17 protein-coding genes, 1 tRNA gene and 2 pseudogenes are annotated in these 20,041 nt (G+C 61.7%); 12 read left to right on the top strand and 8 right to left on the bottom strand.

Going from position 1 to position 20,041, the window contains the following annotated elements:
- The first annotated feature begins 176 nt into the window (after positions 1–176).
- Positions 177–764: a hypothetical protein gene (locus KW835_RS21750; RefSeq protein WP_255593797.1), complete on the top strand. Its 588-nt coding sequence runs from the start codon at positions 177–179 to the stop codon at positions 762–764.
- Between the two features lie 60 nt (positions 765–824).
- Here the strand turns inward: KW835_RS21750 and KW835_RS21755 are convergent, their stop codons facing one another.
- Together KW835_RS21755 and KW835_RS21760 are read right to left on the bottom strand one after the other, a co-directional pair.
- Positions 825–1,367, bottom strand: a complete 543-nt coding sequence (locus KW835_RS21755; RefSeq protein WP_255593798.1) for an AAA family ATPase — start codon at positions 1,365–1,367, stop codon at positions 825–827.
- Positions 1,368–3,824, bottom strand: coding sequence for a UvrD-helicase domain-containing protein (locus KW835_RS21760; RefSeq protein ID WP_218386314.1), 2,457 nt, complete (start codon positions 3,822–3,824; stop codon positions 1,368–1,370).
- Positions 3,825–3,866: 42 nt separating this feature from the next.
- On the opposite strand from KW835_RS21760, the gene KW835_RS21765 reads away from it, so the two are divergent.
- Positions 3,867–4,589: a hypothetical protein gene (locus KW835_RS21765; protein WP_218386316.1), complete on the top strand. Its 723-nt coding sequence runs from the start codon at positions 3,867–3,869 to the stop codon at positions 4,587–4,589.
- Positions 4,590–4,846: 257 nt separating this feature from the next.
- Positions 4,847–5,824, top strand: a complete 978-nt coding sequence (locus KW835_RS21770; protein WP_218386318.1) for a GMP reductase — start codon at positions 4,847–4,849, stop codon at positions 5,822–5,824.
- A gap of 43 nt (positions 5,825–5,867) precedes the next feature.
- Here KW835_RS21770 and KW835_RS21775 read toward each other — a convergent pair whose 3' ends face one another.
- Positions 5,868–6,749 carry an alpha/beta hydrolase gene (locus KW835_RS21775; RefSeq protein ID WP_218386320.1) on the bottom strand — a complete coding sequence of 294 codons (882 nt, stop codon included), beginning with the start codon at positions 6,747–6,749 and terminating at the stop codon, positions 5,868–5,870.
- A 123-nt stretch (positions 6,750–6,872) separates the two neighbouring features.
- Between KW835_RS21775 and KW835_RS21780 the strand changes: the two genes are divergently transcribed.
- Entirely contained in the window at positions 6,873–7,760 is an 888-nt protein-coding gene (locus KW835_RS21780; RefSeq protein ID WP_218386322.1) for an NAD(P)-dependent oxidoreductase, read from the top strand.
- A gap of 85 nt (positions 7,761–7,845) precedes the next feature.
- A tRNA-Lys gene (locus KW835_RS21785) sits at positions 7,846–7,921 on the top strand.
- A 139-nt stretch (positions 7,922–8,060) separates the two neighbouring features.
- On the opposite strand, the gene KW835_RS21790 is transcribed toward KW835_RS21785, so the two are convergent.
- The 4 genes and pseudogenes from KW835_RS21790 to KW835_RS21800 form a co-directional block, all read right to left on the bottom strand.
- Positions 8,061–8,513 (bottom strand): hypothetical protein, encoded by a 453-nt coding sequence (locus KW835_RS21790; protein ID WP_218386324.1) that lies wholly within the window; start codon positions 8,511–8,513, stop codon positions 8,061–8,063.
- A gap of 388 nt (positions 8,514–8,901) precedes the next feature.
- The gene (locus KW835_RS27180; RefSeq protein WP_218386326.1) at positions 8,902–9,336 is read right to left on the bottom strand and encodes a site-specific DNA-methyltransferase; all 435 of its coding nucleotides are present in this window, start codon (positions 9,334–9,336) and stop codon (positions 8,902–8,904) included.
- Positions 9,332–9,967, bottom strand: a pseudogene (locus KW835_RS27185) (phage portal protein); the annotation flags it as partial. The gene KW835_RS27180 and the pseudogene KW835_RS27185, both read right to left, overlap by 5 nt.
- Positions 9,964–10,365 (bottom strand): annotated as a pseudogene (locus tag KW835_RS21800) (hypothetical protein); the annotation flags it as partial. The pseudogenes KW835_RS21800 and KW835_RS27185, both read right to left, overlap by 4 nt.
- Positions 10,366–10,734: 369 nt before the next feature.
- Between KW835_RS21800 and KW835_RS21805 the strand changes: the two are divergent.
- From KW835_RS21805 to KW835_RS21835, 7 genes are all read left to right on the top strand, one after another.
- Positions 10,735–11,253 carry a hypothetical protein gene (locus KW835_RS21805; protein ID WP_218386328.1) on the top strand — a complete coding sequence of 173 codons (519 nt, stop codon included), beginning with the start codon at positions 10,735–10,737 and terminating at the stop codon, positions 11,251–11,253.
- Positions 11,254–11,256: 3 nt separating this feature from the next.
- Positions 11,257–11,727: a helix-turn-helix domain-containing protein gene (locus tag KW835_RS21810; protein WP_218386330.1), complete on the top strand. Its 471-nt coding sequence runs from the start codon at positions 11,257–11,259 to the stop codon at positions 11,725–11,727.
- Positions 11,724–12,341, top strand: a complete 618-nt coding sequence (locus KW835_RS21815; RefSeq protein ID WP_218386332.1) for a hypothetical protein — start codon at positions 11,724–11,726, stop codon at positions 12,339–12,341. The genes KW835_RS21810 and KW835_RS21815 overlap by 4 nt, the downstream gene beginning before the upstream one ends.
- 1,208 nt (positions 12,342–13,549) lie before the next feature.
- Positions 13,550–14,554 (top strand): hypothetical protein, encoded by a 1,005-nt coding sequence (locus tag KW835_RS21820; protein ID WP_218386333.1) that lies wholly within the window; start codon positions 13,550–13,552, stop codon positions 14,552–14,554.
- Positions 14,554–15,501: a hypothetical protein gene (locus tag KW835_RS21825; protein WP_218386334.1), complete on the top strand. Its 948-nt coding sequence runs from the start codon at positions 14,554–14,556 to the stop codon at positions 15,499–15,501. The genes KW835_RS21820 and KW835_RS21825 overlap by 1 nt, the downstream gene beginning before the upstream one ends.
- Positions 15,502–15,813: 312 nt before the next feature.
- Positions 15,814–17,001, top strand: coding sequence for a cellulose synthase complex periplasmic endoglucanase BcsZ (bcsZ, locus tag KW835_RS21830; RefSeq protein WP_218386336.1), 1,188 nt, complete (start codon positions 15,814–15,816; stop codon positions 16,999–17,001).
- Between the two features lie 136 nt (positions 17,002–17,137).
- Entirely contained in the window at positions 17,138–18,370 is a 1,233-nt protein-coding gene (locus tag KW835_RS21835; RefSeq protein ID WP_218386337.1) for a multidrug effflux MFS transporter, read from the top strand.
- 36 nt (positions 18,371–18,406) lie between these two features.
- Here the strand turns inward: KW835_RS21835 and KW835_RS21840 are convergent, their stop codons facing one another.
- On the bottom strand, positions 18,407–19,903 hold the full coding sequence (locus KW835_RS21840; protein ID WP_218386342.1) for a diguanylate cyclase domain-containing protein: 1,497 nt from the start codon (positions 19,901–19,903) through the stop codon (positions 18,407–18,409).
- Positions 19,904–20,041 lie beyond the last annotated feature (138 nt).

Below are 20,041 nucleotides of genomic sequence, written 5' to 3' on the forward strand. Positions count from 1 at the left end.
CCGTGTGCACCGACATGCGCGGCGGCCCAATGAAACCAGTTTCAAGATCCAAAAAACTAACAAGTCTTCACACTTCGTATAACTATGAATCTCAAACCAACATCTTGAAATCTGTTCTCCAAGGAAAATAATTGTTAATGCCTCGGATTATTGTCATAAATATGAAATCAAATACCATGCCTCGTATTGCATTCGTGGCCGCCGCACTGTTGATGGCGGGCTGCTCGCCTTCGGCACCTCCGCCTGTCGCCTACCCCAGCGACGCACAGATTTCCGCGGCCCTGGAAACGCAGTTTGCGAGCGACCGCAACAGTGCGGCTGCGCGGGAGCTGATCCGCACCCTGGGGGGAGACAAAGGCAAGCTGCGCTTTCAGATCCACCATGTGATCTATCGCCAGGGTGCGTACGAGGCGCGCTACGACGCGGTGCTGGTGATGGGGCAATCGGGAGCACAAAGCCTGCAGGCGTTGTACGCCAGCATGATTCCGGAGGCAGAGCGCACCAAGCTGCCCGAGGCCAGCGTGTTGGCCTACGAGACCTGGCTCAAGCAGCAGGCAGAGGCGCTCAAGAAAACATCCGCGCCCCAGGCTGCGGCGTTGAACAACACGCTGGAGATGCTGGGCAAGTGCTACCGCGACCTGCAAGCGGGCGCCGAGGTCCCAGTCATGCTGGGCCTGGGTGCGCTGATATCGCCCGAGCGCAACGGCTTGTACGCGGAAAAGCTCGCCCTGCCGGACACCACGGCGCGCTGCCTGCCCGCGTGATGAGGCTCCCGCGCAGGGCCAGCGCTGCCACTGCTCACGGCCGCGCCGGGCCGGAGATGCCTATGGCGCGGCAACCCTCGAAAGGATGAGCGTTGCCGCGGCCTCGGCGCTACAGCGGGCACTGTCTATCGCCAGCAGGCCGGCCGCTGCGGGCCACGGTGCATAGGCGTGCTGGCATACCGCCGCCCAGGCAGGCGGCACATGGCCCGGCACGTCGCTCGTCCTTTGCTCTACGCGCCTTCGATGCTCCGGCACATCCGAGCAGACCACTTCCACATCCAGGCACCGCGCCTGTGCATCGTGCGCCACGCCGTGCCAGGCCTTGCGGGTGACAGGCAGCGGGTTCACGCAGTCCACCAGCACGGGCAAGCCCAGCGCCAACTGGGCTCCTGCCAGGGCGTAGGCCACCATGTAACCCGCCGGTCCCACATCGCCACCTTGCAGGGCATCGCTGTCCCGCAGCGCCTGCTCGATGGTGTCGATGCGCAGGTAGACCGCCGGCCACCGCGCTAGCAGCGCGCGGGCGATGGTGCTCTTGCCCACGCCGGGCAGGCCCGCCAGCACCACCAGCACGGGGGCCCTGAGCGCGGGTGCGTCGTCCAATCAGTCCACCACCGTGAGCTTGGCCACCGACAGCGCCAGCCACTTGGTGCCGTGGCGCGGAAAGCTGACCTGCGCGCGCGCATCGTCGCCCGCGCCTTCGATGGCCAGAACCTTGCCTTCGCCGAACTTGGTGTGGAACACCGCAATGCCCGCCCGCAGCCCGTGCGACGGTGCGGCCTTCTGCACGGGCACCGGGGGGCTTGCAAAGGTCTCTGATTTGAAGCCGAAAGTGCCTCTACCGCCCGCCCCATAAGCACTACCAGCTCCTGAATTAGGAGCATACGTACCGAAGCCCTGCTGCTTGGGCGTGATCCACTTGAGGGCAGCTTCAGGCAGTTCGTCGAAGAAGCGGCTCTTGATGTTGTAGCGCGTCTGGCCGTGCAGCATGCGCGTCTGTGAATGGCTCAGGTACAGGCGCTTGCGGGCGCGGGTGATGGCCACGTACATCAGGCGGCGCTCTTCTTCCAGCCCGTCGCGCTCGTTGGCGGAGTTCTCGTGCGGGAAGAGGCCCTCTTCCATGCCGCCGATGAACACCCCGTCGAACTCCAGGCCCTTGCTGGCATGCACGGTCATCAGTTGCACCGCGTCCTGCCCCGCCTGGGCCTGGTTGTCGCCGGCTTCCAGCGCGGCGTGGGTCAGGAAGGCGGCCAGCGGCGACAGCGTCTCGCCGGTGTCTGCGTCGACGATGCCGGGCGTGGGCTGCTGCTGCAGGGCCTCGTCCAGCACGGGTGCATTGGGGTCCAGGCCCTGGCTGACCGCGCTCTGCGTGAGCGCGCTGCCGTGCTCATCGAGCGGCAGGGCCACTGCGTCGCGGCCAAAGCCCTCCTGCGTGACGAAGCTCTCGGCCGCGTTCACGAGCTCTTCCAGGTTCTCGATGCGGTCGGCGCCTTCCTTTTCGGTGCGGTAGTGCTCCACCAGGCCCGAGGATTGCAGCATCTGCTCGATGATGCCGCGCAGGTTCAGGCCCTGGGTCTGCTCGCGCAGCACATCCACCATGGCGACGAACGCGCCCAGGTTGGCCCCCGCCTTGCCGGGCACGGCGCTCACGGCATCGTGCAGCGAGCAGCCGGCGGTCTTGGCGGCGTCCTGCAGCACCTCGATGCTGCGCGCACCGATGCCGCGCGGCGGGAAGTTGACCACGCGCAGGAAGCTGGTGTCGTCGTGCTGGTTCTCCAGCAGGCGCAGGTAGGCCAGCGCGTGCTTGATTTCGGCGCGCTCGAAAAACCGCAGGCCGCCGTACACGCGGTAGGGCACGCTGGCGTTGAACAGCGCCGATTCGATCACCCGGCTTTGGGCATTGCTGCGGTAGAGCACGGCGATCTCCTTGCGCTCGAAGCCATCGCTGCGCACCAGTTGCTTGATCTCATCGACCATCCACTGCGCCTCGGCCAGGTCGGTGCTGGCCTCGTACACCCGCACAGGCTCGCCCGGGCCCTGCGTGGTGCGCAGGTTCTTGCCCAGGCGCTTGCTGTTGTGGCTGATGAGGTGGTTGGCCGAGTCGAGGATGTTGCTGTAGCTGCGGTAGTTCTGCTCCAGCTTGATCTGCCGCTGCACGTCGAACTCGCGCACAAAGTCGGCCATGTTGCCCACGCGCGCACCGCGAAAGGCGTAGATGCTCTGGTCATCGTCGCCGACGGCGATCACGCTGCCGCGCGCCTCGAAGCGCCCGCCCACCTCATTGCCCGCCAGTTGCTTGAGCCAGGCGTACTGCAGCTTGTTGGTGTCCTGGAACTCGTCCACCAGGATGTGCGCGAAGCGGCGCTGGTAGTGCTCGCGGATGGGTTCGTTGTCGCGCAGCAGCTCGTAGCTGCGCAGCATCAGCTCGCCGAAGTCGACCACGCCTTCTCGCTGGCATTGCTCTTCGTACAGCTGGTAGACCTCGACCTTCTTGCGGCTGTCGCTGTCGTGCGTGGGCACGTCGCCGGGGCGCATGCCCTCTTCCTTGCAGCTGGCGATGAAGTACGACAGCTGCTTGGGCGGAAACCGCTCCTCGTCCACGTTGTACTGCTTGCACAAGCGCTTGATGGCAGAGAGTTGGTCTTGCGTGTCGAGGATCTGGAAGGACTGCGGCAGGCCCGCAGCCTTGTGGTGCGCGCGCAGCAGGCGGTTGCACAGGCCGTGGAAGGTTCCGATCCACATGCCGCGCACGTTCACCGGCAGCATGGCGGACAGGCGTGCCACCATCTCCTTGGCGGCCTTGTTGGTGAAGGTCACGGCCAGGATGCCGCCGGGCGTGGCGTAGCCGTTTTGCAGCAGCCAGGCGATGCGGGTGGTGAGCACGCGCGTCTTGCCGGACCCCGCTCCCGCCAGGATGAGTGCGTGGCCCGCCGGCAGCGTGACGGCGGCCAGTTGCTCGTCGTTGAGGTTCTGAAGCAGAGGCGGCATGGTGGCTGGCGTGCCGGCCTGGGGGGGCACCAGAGAGTCCGGGGCAGTCGAAAACGGGTCTTGTGGGAACATGTGCCCATTGTAGAAAGCGCCCCCGGCGCCTCACCCCCGACCATGAAAAACATTGTTCCTGCATCTGCCGGCTTGCTGCTGGCCCTTTTTGGCGCCGCGCAGGCGCACGCCCAGGCCACCTGCAGCAGCGATCGCCAGGCGCGCCCGGCGGCAGTGCTCGAACGCTTCATCAGTGCCGACTGCGAGGCATGCTGGGGTGATCAGGCCACGCCAGCGCCGTCTGCGCAGTCAGGCACCGTGGTGCTCGACTGGATCGTGCCCGGCGCGGCGGGAGAAGACGCCCCGCTGTCGGCAGCGGCCACGAACGACGCACTCGCGCGCTTGCAGGCACTGCGCAGGCCCGTGCCCACCCGCACCGATGTGTACGCCGCCACCACCACGGACGCCCCCGCGCCCGGCATGCTGCGCGTGGCGCACGGCCAGCCGTTCAACGACTACCTGGGCACGGCGATTTCGCTCAGTCCGCCGCGCGGCACCGCGCAGCGCAGCGCAGCGGAGGGGCCATGGAGCTTCTATCTTCTGCTGGTGGAATCCGTCCCTGCTGGCACCGACGGCACCGCCGTGCCGAGAAATCTCGTGCGAAACATGCTCCAGGGCACGTGGGACCAGCGCAATCAGCTATCAAAAAGAGAGCTGTTCGGCTGGAAGGAGATTCGCCCCATGCGCATCCCCGAAGGCTCCAGGCCCGAGCGCCTGCGCATGGTGGGCTGGGTGCAGGACACGCAAGGGCGCGTGGTGGCGGCTGCACAATCCGCCTGCCGCTGAAGCCGTCACGCATGCCCTGCGAGCGCTCGGGCCAAAGCCCATACCGGTCATACCCCCATCGTTATAGGGTCTGCCAGACAGGCGGGTAGAATCAATCACCGGGCCCAAGTTTCTTGACGCCCGGTTTTTTGTGCCCGCGCAGTGCGGGGTTCGGAGCGGCCACCACGGCCCCGCCCACAAACCAAGCCGGGGCCAGGCCAAGCGCCCACCGCAGCAGAAATCGTTTTGCTGCGTCCTTTGATGGAGCTTGGAATCTCATGGAAATCTTCGATTACGACAACGTCCTGCTGCTGCCGCGCAAGTGCCGCGTCGAAAGCCGCTCGGAATGCGACGCCGGCGTGGAGCTGGGCGGGCGCTCGTTCCGGCTGCCGGTGGTGCCGTCCAACATGAAGACAGTGGTGGACGAAAAGATCTGCACCTGGATGGCGAAAAACGGCTACTTCTACGTGATGCACCGCTTCGACCTGGACAATGTCCAGTTCGTGAAGGACATGCATGCGCAGGGTTGCTACGCCTCCATCTCGCTGGGCGTGAAGCAGCCTGACTACGACACCGTGGACCAGCTGGTGGCCCTGGGCCTCACGCCCGAATACATCACCATCGACATTGCCCATGGCCATGCCGACAGCGTGAAGAACATGATCGGCTACCTCAAGCAGCACCTGCCCGGCGCCTTCGTGATTGCCGGCAACGTGGCCACGCCCGAAGCGGTGATCGACCTGGAAAACTGGGGCGCAGACGCGACCAAGGTCGGCGTGGGGCCGGGCAAGGTGTGCATCACCAAGCTCAAGACCGGCTTTGGCACGGGCGGCTGGCAGCTGTCGGCGCTCAAGTGGTGCGCCCGCGTGGCCACCAAGCCCATCATTGCCGACGGTGGTATCCGCAGCCATGGCGACATCGCCAAGAGCATCCGCTTTGGCGCGAGCATGGTGATGATCGGCTCGCTGTTCGCGGGCCACGAGGAATCGCCCGGCCAGACCGTCGAGGTGGATGGCGCGCTGTTCAAGGAGTACTACGGCTCGGCCAGCGACTTCAACAAGGGCGAGTACAAGCACGTCGAAGGCAAGCGCATCCTGGAGCCCGTCAAGGGCAAGCTCGCCAACACGCTCATCGAAATGGAGCAGGACGTGCAAAGCTCCATCAGCTACGCGGGTGGCAAGAAGCTGATGGACATCCGCAAGGTGAATTACGTGATCCTGGGCGGCGACAACGCGGGCGAGCACCTGCTGATGTAGCGGCGCACGCCACGCGTCTCCATACCCCTGCGGCCCGCTCCCGCTACATCCGCAGAAGGTTCTGCGCCATGTGGTGCAGGTCCTTGCCGGGCTGCGCCAGGGTGTCGAGGATGCTGAAGTGGTGCAGCCCCGGCAGCACCTGGCAGCGCGGCACCGAGTGCTCGCCCCAGGCCTGCTGCACCAGGCCGTTCTGGCGGCGGAACTCATCGCTCTCGTCCCCGCCCGCCACGCAGTAGAGGATGCCATGCTCGGGCGCCAGCAGGCGCGCCGGGCTGTCCTGCAGCACGTGCTGGTCGGTCAGGCGCAGGGTCTCCTGCAGGAAGGGCGTGTGCTGGAGCGGCTCCAGGTCATGCACGCCCGAGATCGACAGCGCATTGCGCACCAGGCCGTCGGGCAAGCCCGAGCCGATCAATGGCCACACGCTGGTCAGCAGCATGGCCGCCAGATGCCCGCCCGCGGAATGCCCGGCCACCGTGATGCGCCGCGGATCGCCGCCATGGCCCTCGATGTTGCGCGCCACCCAGGCCAGCGCCTTTTCCATCTGGCGCACGATGTGCGGGATGGTGACGGGTGCATCGGGCGTGCCGGGGCACAGCGCGTAGTTGACCACCACCACGCAAAAGCCCGCCTGCGTGAACGGTGGCGCAACGAAGGAATGGTCGGACTTGTCGAGCGCACGCCAATAGCCGCCATGGATGAAGACCAGCACCGGGACACCACCGGACGCCGCTCGGGCTGACGGGAAGATGTCCAGCGTCTCGCGGGCCCCGGTTCCGTAGGCCACATCGAGCACACAGGGCTGGCTGGCACGCACCTCGGCAGATACCCGGGCCCAGCGCTGCAGGTAGTCCATGTGGTCAGGAACCAGGGCGCGGTTGTTGTACATGCGCTCCAGCCACGCGGGGTCGTTCAGGGGCAGGCTCATGGTGTTGTCTCCTTCGCTGCAGAATCATCTGGCCAATCGCGCTGGGCTGCAAGCTCCGTGACAGGGATATGCACCAAAAAGGAACATGATGTCCGACGAGACAATCCACACAACGGACACGCCATGACGCCTCCCCCACCGCTTCGCATCGCAGTCCTCGGCATTGGCATGATGGGCCGCCCGATGGCGCGCCGCCTGCGCGAAGCAGGGCACCAGATCCACGCGTGGAACCGAACCCGCGCCAAGGCAGAGCCGCTGGCGGCGTTCGGCATCACCGTGCACGACACCCCCTCCAGCGCAGTGCAGCATGCCGACATCGTGGTCAGCTTGCTCGAGAACGGCCCCGTGGTCGGGCACGTGCTTTTCGCCAGTGGGACCGCTGCCGCCATGCGCAAGGGAGCGCTCTTCATCGACATGGCGTCGATCCAGCCCCGCGAGGCGCGCGACCATGCGGCCCGGTTGGACGAACTGGGTGTCTCGCATCTGGACGCCCCAGTCTCCGGTGGCACCGTGGGGGCCGAGAACGGCACGCTCGCCATCCTGGTGGGCGGCCGCCATGAAGACTTCGCGAGGGCCCAGCCCATGTTTGCCGCACTGGGCCGAGCAACCCATGTGGGCCCGCACGGCGCCGGTCAATTGACCAAGCTGGCCAACCAGATGATCGTGGGCATCACCATCGGCGCCGTGGCAGAAGCGCTGCTGTTCGCCGCCAAGGGCGGGGCCGACATGGCCAAGGTGCGCGAAGCCATCAGCGGCGGCTTTGCCGACAGCCGCATCCTGCAGTTGCACGGCCAACGCATGGTCGAGCGAGATTTCGCGCCCCGCGGCCGCATGGCAGTGCAGCTCAAGGACATGCGCAATGCGCTGGCCACCGCCGGAGAGATCGGCTTCGATGCGCCCATCACGGCCTTGTTCGAGCAGCTCTACGCCGAAGGCGTGGAACACGGCCTGGGAGAGCTGGACCACAGCGGCCTCTTCATCGAGCTTGCCAGCCGCAACGCGCAGCAATAAATTTCACGCCCCGACTTGCGCAGTGCCGAAAAATTAGTGCATAATTCGAGGCTCTGCAGCAATGCAGACAGATTTACAAAAGTTTGGGTTCTTAGCTCAGTTGGTAGAGCAGCGGACTCTTAATCCGTAGGTCGAGTGTTCGAGTCACTCAGGACCCACCAAACTTAGCCCTCACGGGCAGAGAAGCCGCAGCTATCAAACCGATAGCAGCGGCTTTTTTCTTTGGCGCGGATATGTGATGTTTTATGTGATGCATCTCATATCCAGTAGTTCGGCGGCACCCTATGCCGGGGCCGTTCGCTATGAGACATGCAGCTGCCCGCCGCCCTCTCGATAGCGTTTCATGAGCCAGGACGAAAGGTCATTCAGCACCAGTTGCGCGACTTCGGCCGAGGGGGCGCACAGCCACGACTGGGGCCAACGCTGCAGATAGCCCTCGTCCCATTGCAATCCGGACAACACAAAGGTTTGCGCGTTGCGCTTCTTCGCAATGCGCGGGCTGGCCAGACCCAACAACAGATACCGGTCGCCGGCTTGGTCGCACAAGTCCGAGCGCCAAACCCTGTCGTATGAGGTGCTGACCAGCAGCCCGGCCAGCACGGGCCGAGTGCGAAGCAACGGGGCCGGCAGGAATACACCGGCAAAGCGCAGTTGAACGACGCATGATTGGAGCCCATGCGCCCGCCGGTTCTCTTTGTGCGCCGCGCTTCCCACCGAGGCGCAGGAGGATGGGGTGATGCCTGGTAAGTCCATTGCCGTCCTTGATACTGTATAAATATACAGCACTCACCGCCCGACCGGTTCTCCCGGCCAGCGATAAAAGCCGTCAAATCCCGTCATGTGGAACCGCACCAAAACCGGGCGCGAGCCCGCACCGGGCCTTGCGCTGCCCGGGGTCGGCAGGGTCGGCAGAAACGGCCTATCAAGAGGGTAGGCGCGGCGGGGTCTCGACTGCGCGCCGCCGCCCCTGGGTGGGGTCCGAGAGCGGCCGGGCGCCCACCCTGCCCTCTGCGGCGTGCGGTCAGGGCCGTGAAGGGGCGCAGCAGGTTCGGCCAAGGGGTGGGGAGACGCTGGAGGGCGGTGCGCTGCACGGGCGTAAAAAAGGCCACCTCGTGGGTGGCCTGGTCATGTCGCGGGATATCTACGCTGCGGTGTGTGGCGCCTCGGCATCCGCGAGCCGCTGGGCGGCAATGTCGAAGTAGTGCCCGTCCTGTTCAATTCCGATGAACTGATAGCCCAGCTCGAGCGCCGCTACCCCAGTGGAGCCAGACCCCATGAACGGGTCCAAGATGATCCCGCCTGGGGGCACTGCCTGGCACAGCTGGCGCATCAGGTCCACGGGCTTGCCAGTCATGTGGAATTTTTTGCGGTGGTCTACCCGTTCGCGCACCACGCCCGGCCACGGGCCGCCATGGACGGCCGGCGCCAGGGGACCATTCGACCCCCACACCACGTATTCCGCCTGGTGACGGAAGTAGCCCTTGTGTGGTGCGCGCGAGGCTTCGGTTTTGTCCCATGGCACCAGACCACGCCAGACCAAGCCGCCCGACTGGAACGCATCCGTGAGGGTGGGCATCTGACAGGTACAAGATGAAACCGGCGTGGGAGCCGTTGTTGTAGTACTTGCGGCGGAACAGGGTTGCGGACTCGTTGAGCCACGCCGACTGCAGCGCTGCCAGGTACTCGGGCAGGCCGTACACCTCCTGATTCACGTCTGGCTCCATCAGGTGGAACACCGCCCCGCGGCGGAATTCGTGCTCCTGCCGGTAGCCCTGGATGAAGAAATAGCGGTCCAGCTCGGCGCCGCGCCGCATGAACTTGGACAGCGAGTGCCGCAACTGCATCGAGCCGCCCAGCCGGTTGCGGGGCATTTCCAGATAAGCATTGCCGAACGTGAGGAAGTCCAACGCGAACTTGCTGAAGGTCGCGCGGTCCAGCAGCTTGTGCGGAATGAAGGTGCTGGCCAGCACATTGCGCTTCACGTAAAGCGCGCTCGCGTGGTGAGGGCTCGCGCGGAAAGACTTGGCCAGGCCGTCCCAGCTCAAAGGCGGCTCGTACCATTTGCCGTTGAGCCAGCTTTCCACGTAGTCCAGCATCTCGCCCTGCATTACGGGTGTGGGCTCCCCGAAGGTGAAGGCCTCGAAACGTGAGGCCGGGCCGGCGGCCACGGCGGCGGCGCCATCGGCCGGGGTTTCTGCGACGGTCATCCAAAAATCTCCATAATTGATTGGTTGGCGCTGGAACTGCCTTCCAGCGGCTCGTTATCGAGGGCGTGCATGCAAGCCCAGGCCAGGTCCGCATGTCCGGTTTGTTCGGTGCGGCCGGCGGTGTAGGTGGCCTGGCTACCGCTGGCCGTGAGGGTGCGTTTGATGGACATGAACGCTTGCGCCAGGTCGATGCCAACGGCGCCGTTGTCGAACTCCAGCCGGCCTTTGCTGATGATGCTTTTGGCTTTCAGCACCAGCATCGTTTTGACTTCGACCGAGTAATTGATGGCCTTGGCCGCAGGGAAGAACTTGCTCACCAGCTCATACACACCGCGCCCCATGGGCTTCACACGCACGGAGGATCCCGTGAGCTTCAAAACAAGGCACCCCATCTCGAATGGGATCTCTGCAAGGTACACGGATTCCTTGCCGTTGCCCTTCTCGTTCAAAGGGCCGTTTTTGATGCAGAAGGGACGCAGCTCTTCGAGGTGATTCTTCGGCACCAAAGGACATGGGATGTCTTGCCACTGCACGGGCATGTGGCTTGCGGGCACCCCAATTGAGCAGATTCAGCTGCTTTGTGGGCATTCAGACAAGTCGACCACGGAGAAGTACATCAAGGCGCGATGGAACGCTCTAGCGCAGCCCAACCAGCTCCACATCTGAGTTTGCAGCAACACGTTGCGCGTTGTTACGAGACGTCACTCCCCGGTAGGACAAGGCCGCGATTCACGCCAGAATTTAACATCTGTGTTAACCTGCAGCCTATGATGCTCTTGAAGCAGGTCACCATTGACGCTATCTACAGCCATACCCAGAAAGGCGCAGAACGGGCTCTCACCCCGGGACGCAGCTATGGGAAGGTGTGGGATGTCTGCACGCCTGCGGGCACCGATGTGGATTTGTCGAAGTCAAAATTTTTTAAGTCAATCACTGCAGATATTTCAGACGATGTCGGCAAAAAGAAAAATTTCTTTGATCTCGTCAACGGCGTTTTTGAAGCATCCAATATTGATAATTTTAGAGAATACTACAGCGAATCAACTACCACGCAATTCAAAGAAGCTCATGCCTTTGATTACGGGGGAAGAAAAATAAAAATCCACGAAGTGAAAAATCTCAGAAAAAAGGAGCGACTCTACATTTACTGCGGTGAGCTTGCCGGCAAAAAGCGATGTGTATTGCTTCTTGCGATTCATAAAAAAGATGAGACCACGCCAGAAAATGTGAAGACCTACTGCGAAGATCAAGTTAAAGAATTTCTCAAACATACGCAAGGCCGATAAATCATGACCAAGTCCACACTCAACATTAAGATCAAGAACGAAATCAAGGAAAATTCCGATTTGTTCTGCTCCATTCGTAGAAGTGAGCTTGCGCATCACCTTAAAGGTTGCATGATTAAAAAGGGATTGAGAATTTCCGATATCGCCGAGCGTCTTGAGGTTTCTACGGCAAATATTTCTCGGATGCTGAATGGCAGGCAAAATCTTACGCTGGACAACATCTATGCGATTGCCGACGCCCTGCAAGAGCGAATCATTTTTTCACTCGAATGCAATTGGCAAGAGGACATCAAGGCGAGAGTTGAAAGCGAATTTTTCAGAAATGAGGATAAGTGGTGTCCGAGTGACAGACACCCGTCTACCAATTTGCGATATTACAAGGGCATTAATATTGAAGCAGCAAATGAGGACACACTACCCGACTTCCAATGGTTAGGATTTTGTGAATCATCCTTTCTGGAGCAGAGAGCATGACATCTGAACTCGGCCTTGACAGGCTGGAATTTCATGAGATAAAGATTAGGGCAAACCAAAAGGCGAAATCCGCCTTGGAGAGCCATGTTCCGCAGCTGCAGATCGACTTTGAGAAATACAACCTTTACCACCGGTCGAAAATTGCTTTCCCCGACTCAGAAGTAGAGGATCCGCGTCACTTCGCAGTTACCTATGGTGTCAAACTGGAGAGTAAAGCAGGTGAACTCATGCCCTACGAGATTGAAGTAGAAGCAATGGCGCTGTTGAACTACATGGGCGACGATCTCACAGGGGCGGATCGATTTAGAGCGGTGCGCTTTTCGGGCTATCAAATGCTGCACGGAGCTATTCGAGAGATGGTAGCTAATGTCACGGCGCGCAGTCGGCACGGGCTCTTACAAATTCCGTCACGCAATTTCAATGGCCTCGCAAAGCGGGAAGCCAATGAGGATGAAGCGGAGAGGGTCGCGCACTTGGCTCGCCTGAAAGACGGAGTGAAAGCTGATCTGATTACGGCGGACGTTTTGCCGAAGAGGGGCCGGCGTATCACCACTGAGGCACCGCCAAAGAAGAAGCCTCCCACAGCAAAACGAAAGCCCTCGACTGACAGTTGAGTTGTTCTGCGGCTCCTGTCCTTCGTGGCGGGGGCGCTATACATTGCTCAATTTGGCCCAGTTCGCGGACGAATTCCCCCAAAGCTACAGAGCACTCGGGTCGCGAAGCGTCCATTTCTATCATCCGCTTCGCGGCCCGGGTGCTCTGCTGGTGGTGCCCGCTCAGCTCAAAAGTTGAGCGTCCGCTTTCATCTTCTACCCCAGGCTGCTCCTGGCCGAGCACAGTCGGCGGCTAGAGTTGTAACCTCACATATACAGTACTGTACCGGTAGATTACCAAACATAAATCACCGACTCCTGATTGAAAAGTATGTGACACTACAGAGTCAGAAAGCTAGGAACGGCGCGGTATAGAGGCCTGAATGCCCGGGGGCCTCTTAATCCGTAGGTCGAGTGTTCGAGTCACTCAGGACCCACCAAACTTAGCCCTTACGGGCAGAGAAGCCGCAGCTATCAAACCGATAGCAGCGGCTTTTTTCTTTGGCGTGGAGATGCGACGTTTTATGTGCCGCGTCATATACGCAGTACCCGCCGCCCCCACCGCCTCTTGCGCGTGAGATAAATAGCGCGCGCAAGCCACCCGACCGCGGTGCCCGCTGGCGTCTTTCGGACCGACCATGCACAACCAGTTCTATCGGCGGCAGCTTGACAGGCGCTGGCGCTTGCTCGCTGGTCCCCAGAGCCCGCCATGCCAGTCGCCTCTTTCCAGCGCCACCAAGGTGCGCTTGTCCTGCATGTGGCCCGCCCGCATCGGATCGGGCTGGTGCATCAGCGTGAGCCATGCAGTATGCCCGTTGTCCTGTCAAAACGTCTCCGCGCAGCTCCGAGCGGAGTCGATGCAGCGCTGGTCAGTGCGCCGCAGGCCCTCGATTTCGCCCGCGCCGCGCGTTGGCCGTAGCCAGGGCGCAGGGATCCTCTGCACGACTCATCACTCCGTGCGCATCTGCGGACTCGGGCAGTCCGCTGCGTGCTTTGTTGGCCGCAAAAATGACGCCTTGCGGCCTGTCCCGATCCGCACTACCACGACTCCCCGGGTTATGCAGAATATTATCAAGCCATTTATTAATGACGGCCTTGCAAAAAGCAACTATCAAATCTTATACCGATCATTCCCCATATAATCCCTCAAATGATACATCTCTAACAAGCAGTTTCAAATTACCCCAAAGTGCAAAGATAGACTGAACCTCCCTTTGATCGGAGGTGAAATGAATAAATTCATGCTAGCGATAGCTGTTTTGGTTAGTTCTCACGGCGCGCTTGCTGCCGGAACTGGGTATATTGATAGTGCATCGGCGTGGACATATAACGGCTGGGCATGTGATTTGGCGGCCCCTGGTTATCAGGTACCTGTACATGCCTGGCGAGACGATGGAAAATTCCTTGGTGGCGTAGGGGCCGTCATTCCACGAGAAGCGGCTGTCGGAGCCGCATGTGGAAGCCCGCATAGCGCCCACGGCTTTAGCCTCAATATCGAGCAAAAGCCCGAATTCATGGATGGAAAAATCCACAACGTCACGCTTTACACAATCGACCAAGCGGGCAATCCAGCGCCATTTCCAGGCGGCCCGGTGAGAGTGCAGTTTCCCGGCTCCTCCAACAATGCAGCAGCTCCAAGAGCGCCCGGCGATGTTGTTGGACGAGAACTTGCACAAACCGGTCTTGGATGGACGGGCCACATAGGCATATGGGACGGCTCTCAAATTATTGAGATGCTGAACGAAGGCTCAGGGAACCGTGTTTTCGCCAACACCTGGGAAAATTTCAAATCCCGGGATGCAGTGACATGGAATACCGCCTATCCAAATTTCCCAGGCCATACGATTAAGTCCTGCTGGATTGCAAGCTGCGATATCAATTCAAATCGCCCAGACCAGCAGCAAGTTGCCGCACAGCAAGCCGTGGTGAGACGAGCATTTCAAGTCTATTTGATTGGATCGGACTATACGCTGACATCCTTCTACACCAACGCTGAGCCATCGATGACTGATTACACGTCACCAGGCTGGCGGCGACCAGCTATCCGAGGGCAATACCGTTGCGACACCTTCGTGTATGACGCGTTCCGTGCAAGCACCGACATCCTTCTAAGCGGAGTTTTCCCGTATCGCGATGTATACAACCAGCCTTCGAGCTGGAGGGATAAGGTTAGCAGCCTTACAAGCGGCGTAATTCTCCCTTCCAATATCTTGGAAAAAATCCGGGGATTTTGATGAAAAAGGCACCCATCTTTGCTGTCATACTTATATTACTCATGATCGGGATAGGTGCCTATTCCCTTCCGAACAGGGATACAAATCCACAGGCCATGCCAACCCAGCCCATCGAATCTCGGGCCAGGGCATTGAGCGAACCAGAAATTCAATCAATGCTTTTCGAGATCGACAAGTCATTCTCCGGAGGCACTCTGGAACACAGGAAACAACTGGCAAGGACATTGAACGAGGCATATTTCAAAACCAAGTCCGTGGATCTTAGAAGAAAAATATCGAACACACTAACACGGCTGCTGAAATCCGAAGCTGATACGAGCGTGGCGCGAGCAATAGCGATGAGCCATTCCAGGCTATACTTTGACGACAATACCCTAGCAAATCTAAAAGATGCCTACGAACGAAAGGTCTTGTCATTTGACGACTACTATGGAGAGTTGGCGCACGTTTTTCCAGGTGCACCACCGGAAGTCCGCGAGGGTATCATCCGTGATATTGCAGCCAGCCATAACAGATATGCAGTAGATATTGTTGCAAGCAATATAAATGGCGACAACAAGATGGTTCTTTCGGAATACGAAACAACAGAGCTTCAAAAATTCTTGAGAACAAACGAGCCAATTTTTTCCGGTACCGCAGACGCTTATGGCCAGTTTGAAGCCATCAGGTATGAACAATGGATTCTTGCAGGGGCAAACTTGGCAAAAAGTACAGGATCAACAAGCGCCGAGCAATTCATGGTAGACAAGCTTCTGGATTCAAAAACAGACCCCCGAGCTTTGGTAGCGATTGCCACATCACCTTTCATGAATTCGCTTCCCCCCGAGCAGCGCAACTCTGGATCTTGGGCACTCATACAGTCAAAGGCCCAGGATTTCATCAATAAAAATCCTGCCAATCCAAGCCTGCAGTTGGCGGGTCAACAAATCGTCTTGAACAGCAAGTGATATCGGCAGCAACCACACATGCGACTTTCAAGGCAGTGGGGACAAGGCCTCCCAACCCGCAGGTCGAGTTTTCAATTCACTCAGCCCCCAACCAGATTGCGAAGCCACTACGGCGGAGGTTGTGGCGGCTTTCTCATTCTGATGCCGCAGTACCATAGCCCGGCGTCCTACAACCTGCACCTCGCGCAAGGCCGCACACTCCCCATCCCGACGGTGGCGGAGCGCGCCACCACCACAATGCCACGCGCGCAATCCGGCCCGCGCGGTGTGCCGCCTCCATGCCCCGAGCCCATGTCCCAAGGAGATTTCGCCATGCCACCACCGCTGCACCGACGAAAGGCTTTGCTGATCGGGGCCAGCGCGCTGACGCCGGCATTGTGGTCGCCCGCTCGCTCGCAGCAGCCTGCCGTCGTCCCCGTTGCCCCCGCATCCGCCCTGCCCCCCGGTGGGCACTGGCCACAATGGGACGCCTTCAAGGCGCAGTTCGTGAGCAGCGAAGGGCGCGTGATCTCGGACGACGGTGAAGGCGGGCGCACCTACTCCGAAGGCCAGTCGTACGGGCTCTTCTTCGCACTCGTGGCCAACGACCGCAAGGGCTTCGATACGTTGCTGCGCTGGACCCAGAACAATTTGTGCGGCGGCGACCTGGGTGCGCGGCTGCCCGCATGGCTTTGGGGCAAGCTGCCCGATGGCAGCTGGGGGGTCCTCGACAGCAACGCTGCATCCGACGCCGACATCTGGATCGCCTACATCCTGGGAGAGGCTGCGCGGCTGTGGAAAGAACCTCGCTACCAGGCGCTGGGCGCGCGCCTGGCGCAGCGCATTCTTGCCGAAGAGACGGCTGACATCCCGCAGCTCGGCCTGACCTTGTTGCCCGGCCCGCGCGGCTTCGCCGAGGGCGACAGCCGCTGGAAGCTCAACCCCAGCTATATGCCGCTGCAGGTCATGCAGCGGCTGTCCACGCTCTATCCGCAGGCCGGCTGGAAGCAGTTGGCGCAAAGCTCCCAGAAAATCATCGTGGGGTCGGCACCCAAAGGTTTCTCTCCGGACTGGACACTGTACGACGCGCAGCAGGGCTTCCTCATTGACGCGAAAGGCAAGGAAAAAGGCCAGGGCGGCTACAACGCCATCCGCGTCTACCTGTGGGCCGGCATGCTGGCGCCCGGGGCGCCTGGCCGCAAAGCTCTGCTGGTCGCGCTGGCGCCCATGGCCAACCACGTGCGCGCGCAGGGCCAGCCACCCGAATCCATCGATGTACTCACGGGCCAAGCCTCCGGCGCCGGCCCTGCAGGGTTTTCTGCAGCCCTGCTGCCATTCCTGCAGGCGCAAGGGGACGTTGCGGCCCTGGATGCACAGCGCAGCCGGCTGGCTGCCACCCCCATTAGGCCCACTGCCTACTACGAACAGACGCTCTCCCTGTTCGGCCAGGGGTGGATGGACGGCTGGTACCGCTTTTCTCCGTCAGGCCAGCTCGACCCTCACAAGCGCAAGGCGCGCTGAACAACCAGCACCCCGCCAAAAAGCCAGGTCGCCGACGCTCCGCACGCCTTAACATCGCGCATTCCGCACGCGCATCCACGTTGCCCGCAAAGCACCATGCCTTTGCCGTGGCACCACCCACCCGCCCTGCCTGCCCATGAATCCCAACGCCCACACGCTCTGGCGCGCCCCCCAATGGGCCCTGGCGGCCCTGCTCGCCGTCCTGGGCATGCTGGGGCCGTTTTCCATCGACACCTACATTCCCGCTTTCACCGGCATCGCCTCCGCGCTGGGCGCCACGCCGGTGGAAATGCAGCAGACCCTGTCGGCCTACCTCTTCGGCTTTGCATTCATGAATTTGTTCCATGGCGCCTTGGCCGACAGCTTCGGCCGGCGCCCGGTGGTGCTGTGCGGGATTGCCATGTTCACCATCGCTTCGGCGGGTTGCGCGCTGTCGCAGAGCATCGGACAGCTCATCGCCTTCCGGGCGCTGCAGGGCTTGTCCACCGGCGCCGGCATCGTGGTGTCGCGCGCGGTGATCCGCGACATGTTTCCGCCGGCGCGCGCGCAGCAGGTGATGAGCCAGGTCACGATCTATTTCGGCGTGGCGCCCGCTATCGCGCCCATCGTCGGCGGCTGGCTGTTCGTGCACACGGGCTGGCACAGCATCTTCTGGTTTCTGACCTTCGTGGGCGTCGCGCTGTGGATCGCCAACTTCAAGCTGCTGCCCGAAACCCTGCACGCCGACCTGCGCCAGCCCTTCAACGTGCCGCACCTGATGCGCGGCTATTGGCAACTGGGCTCGAGCCCGCGCTTCGTGCTGCTGGCCCTGGCCAGCGGCGTGCCGTTCAACGGCATGTTCCTCTATGTGCTGGCAGCGCCGGCCTTCCTGGGCGAACACCTGGCCTTGCCTCCCACCCAGTTTTTCTGGTTCTTCGTGCTGACCATCTCGGGGATCATGGGCGGGGCATGGCTCAGCGGGCGCCTGGCGGGCAAGATCGCACCCAAGCGCCAGATCCGGCACGGGTTCGTGATCATGTTCACGGTGGCCGTGCTGAACCTCGCTGCCAATCTTCTGTTTCCGGTCCACGTGGCCTGGGCGCTGGCACCCATCGCCGTGTTTTCATTCGGCTGGGCCTTGATGGTGCCTGTGGTGACCTTGCTGGTGCTGGACCTGCATCCGGAGCGGCGCGGGATGGCATCGTCGATGCAGGCGTTCGTGGGGTCCACCGCCAACGGGCTGGTGGCCGGGGTCATCGTGCCGCTGGTGATGCACTCCACGGTGCTGCTGGCCCTGGCCTCGCTGCTGATGATGTGCGTAGGCCTTGGCGCCTGGATGTACCTGCACCATCGCTGGCCCGAGATCGGCCGCACGGCAGCTGCCGGCTAGCCGCCACCGCATGCAGGGCTCGCCACAGACCCTCGGCTACGGGGCACCGGCCGGGCCGAGCCCGTCCCTGCCCGGCTGGCGCCGGTCCACGCTCTTGTCCTGGTAATAGCGCAGCTTCTCGGCGTACATGGCCTGGTCCGCGCGGTGGATGGCGGCCTCCACGGCATCGCCCGAACGGCACGATGCAACCCCCATGGCCAGACTGAGCGGCTGCCCCGGGTAGAACTGGTTGTTCAGGTCCACCATCGACAGGATGCGTTCCTGCAGTGCGTAGGCGCTGCGCTCGTCCATGCCCGGCAGCAGCACGGTGAATTCGTCGCCGCCGATGCGCGCTGCGCAGGCGGGCAGGTCTACCGCCTTGGCCAGCACCTCGCCCACGCGGCGCAGCATGGAGTCGCCCGCCGCATGGCCCTGCTCGTCGTTCACCACCTTCAGGCCGTTGAGGTCGATGGCGATGACCGACAGCGGCCACGGGCCTTTGCGGGTGATGCGGTTGAGCTCCTCGGCGTAGAACGCACGGTTGCGCAACTGGGTGAGCACGTCGTGCTTGCCCAGGTATTCGAGGTAGGCCTCTGCTTTCTTGCGGGCCGTGATGTCCACGAGCGAGAGCAGCACGAGCCCCCAGTCGGCCAGATGGTCCGCCAGCACCGAGAACTGCATGTGGATGTGCACGGCATCGCCCGAGAGCGCGTAGTTCACCACTTCACGCTGCTGGAATGTCTTGCCCTCCCAGAGGTCCAGCAGTTGCTCCGCGAAAGACTCGTGCATCTCGCCGCGGAACACCCGGCTGATGTTGTTGAGCAGCATCTCCTTGCTGCTCGCACCGAACATGCGCAGCGTTTGCTGGTTCACGTCGATGACGCGAATCTCCTGCATGCAGCGCGAGACGAACTCCGGGTGCACCGTGATGAAGGTCTTGAAGTCGGTGATGCCCTGCGCACGCGCGCCATCCAGCAGGCTTTTGACAGCGCTGAAATCCTCCACCCACAGAGATACGGGCGAATGCTCGAACAGGTCACGCGCATATTGTTCGCTGCGGCGCAGTTGGCGAGCGCCGTGCACCTCGGGGGTCGTGTCTTCCAGCGAGACGAGTACGCGGCTCCAGTTGTCTTCGTAGCCCGGCAAGATGCGGGCGCGGATCTTCACATCCAAGCGGCGTCCGTCCAGGGCATAGTTGACGGTCTGGTTCGAGAATTCCTGGTGCCCCGCCCACAGCTGTGCCAGCTCATGCGACACCGCGTCGTGCATGTCGTCGCGAAAGACCTTGTCCAGGTTGGCCTCCAGAACCTGCTGGCTTTCGGCGGCAAACAGCTCCAGCGTGCGTTGGTTGACCTTCAGGACCTTGAGCGAGCGGCTGCACTGGCGCACCCGTGCAGGGTCTGCGGCCAGATGGGCCCGGATGTCGGTCACGCCGTCGGCGCGCCAGTGGTCGAATATCTGCTTGAGCGCGCTGTAGTCTTCAAGCCAGAGCGACACGGGCGCCAGCTCGAACATGTGCTCAAAGTCTGCACCCGATGAAAAAGAAGACGACACGGCTGATTCCTCCGGCACCAATTATTGTCGAGCCGCCGGAGGATCGACACTGATGTGGCTTCATCGCGCACAAAAAAGGCCGGCGCCCTTCGGCGCCAGCCTTCTTGCCTGCATCGCCTGACCTTGCGGCCAGAACCT

The organism is Acidovorax sp. sic0104 (assembly GCF_019219095.1).
Classification (GTDB): Bacteria; Pseudomonadota; Gammaproteobacteria; order Burkholderiales; family Burkholderiaceae_C; genus Acidovorax.

What these genes read in the sequence shown, in the direction of transcription:
- KW835_RS21750 (WP_255593797.1), top strand. Translation starts at nt 177, where the DNA reads ATGCCTCGTATTGCATTCGTGGCCGCCGCACTGTTGATGGCGGGCTGC.
- KW835_RS21760 (WP_218386314.1), bottom strand. Translation starts at nt 3,824, where the DNA reads ATGTTCCCACAAGACCCGTTTTCGACTGCCCCGGACTCTCTGGTGCCC.
- KW835_RS21765 (WP_218386316.1), top strand. Translation starts at nt 3,867, where the DNA reads ATGAAAAACATTGTTCCTGCATCTGCCGGCTTGCTGCTGGCCCTTTTT.
- KW835_RS21770 (WP_218386318.1), top strand. Translation starts at nt 4,847, where the DNA reads ATGGAAATCTTCGATTACGACAACGTCCTGCTGCTGCCGCGCAAGTGC.
- KW835_RS21775 (WP_218386320.1), bottom strand. Translation starts at nt 6,749, where the DNA reads ATGAGCCTGCCCCTGAACGACCCCGCGTGGCTGGAGCGCATGTACAAC.
- KW835_RS21780 (WP_218386322.1), top strand. Translation starts at nt 6,873, where the DNA reads ATGACGCCTCCCCCACCGCTTCGCATCGCAGTCCTCGGCATTGGCATG.
- KW835_RS21790 (WP_218386324.1), bottom strand. Translation starts at nt 8,513, where the DNA reads ATGGACTTACCAGGCATCACCCCATCCTCCTGCGCCTCGGTGGGAAGC.
- KW835_RS27180 (WP_218386326.1), bottom strand. Translation starts at nt 9,336, where the DNA reads ATGCCCACCCTCACGGATGCGTTCCAGTCGGGCGGCTTGGTCTGGCGT.
- KW835_RS21805 (WP_218386328.1), top strand. Translation starts at nt 10,735, where the DNA reads ATGATGCTCTTGAAGCAGGTCACCATTGACGCTATCTACAGCCATACC.
- KW835_RS21810 (WP_218386330.1), top strand. Translation starts at nt 11,257, where the DNA reads ATGACCAAGTCCACACTCAACATTAAGATCAAGAACGAAATCAAGGAA.
- KW835_RS21815 (WP_218386332.1), top strand. Translation starts at nt 11,724, where the DNA reads ATGACATCTGAACTCGGCCTTGACAGGCTGGAATTTCATGAGATAAAG.
- KW835_RS21820 (WP_218386333.1), top strand. Translation starts at nt 13,550, where the DNA reads ATGAATAAATTCATGCTAGCGATAGCTGTTTTGGTTAGTTCTCACGGC.
- KW835_RS21825 (WP_218386334.1), top strand. Translation starts at nt 14,554, where the DNA reads ATGAAAAAGGCACCCATCTTTGCTGTCATACTTATATTACTCATGATC.
- bcsZ (WP_218386336.1), top strand. Translation starts at nt 15,814, where the DNA reads ATGCCACCACCGCTGCACCGACGAAAGGCTTTGCTGATCGGGGCCAGC.
- KW835_RS21835 (WP_218386337.1), top strand. Translation starts at nt 17,138, where the DNA reads ATGAATCCCAACGCCCACACGCTCTGGCGCGCCCCCCAATGGGCCCTG.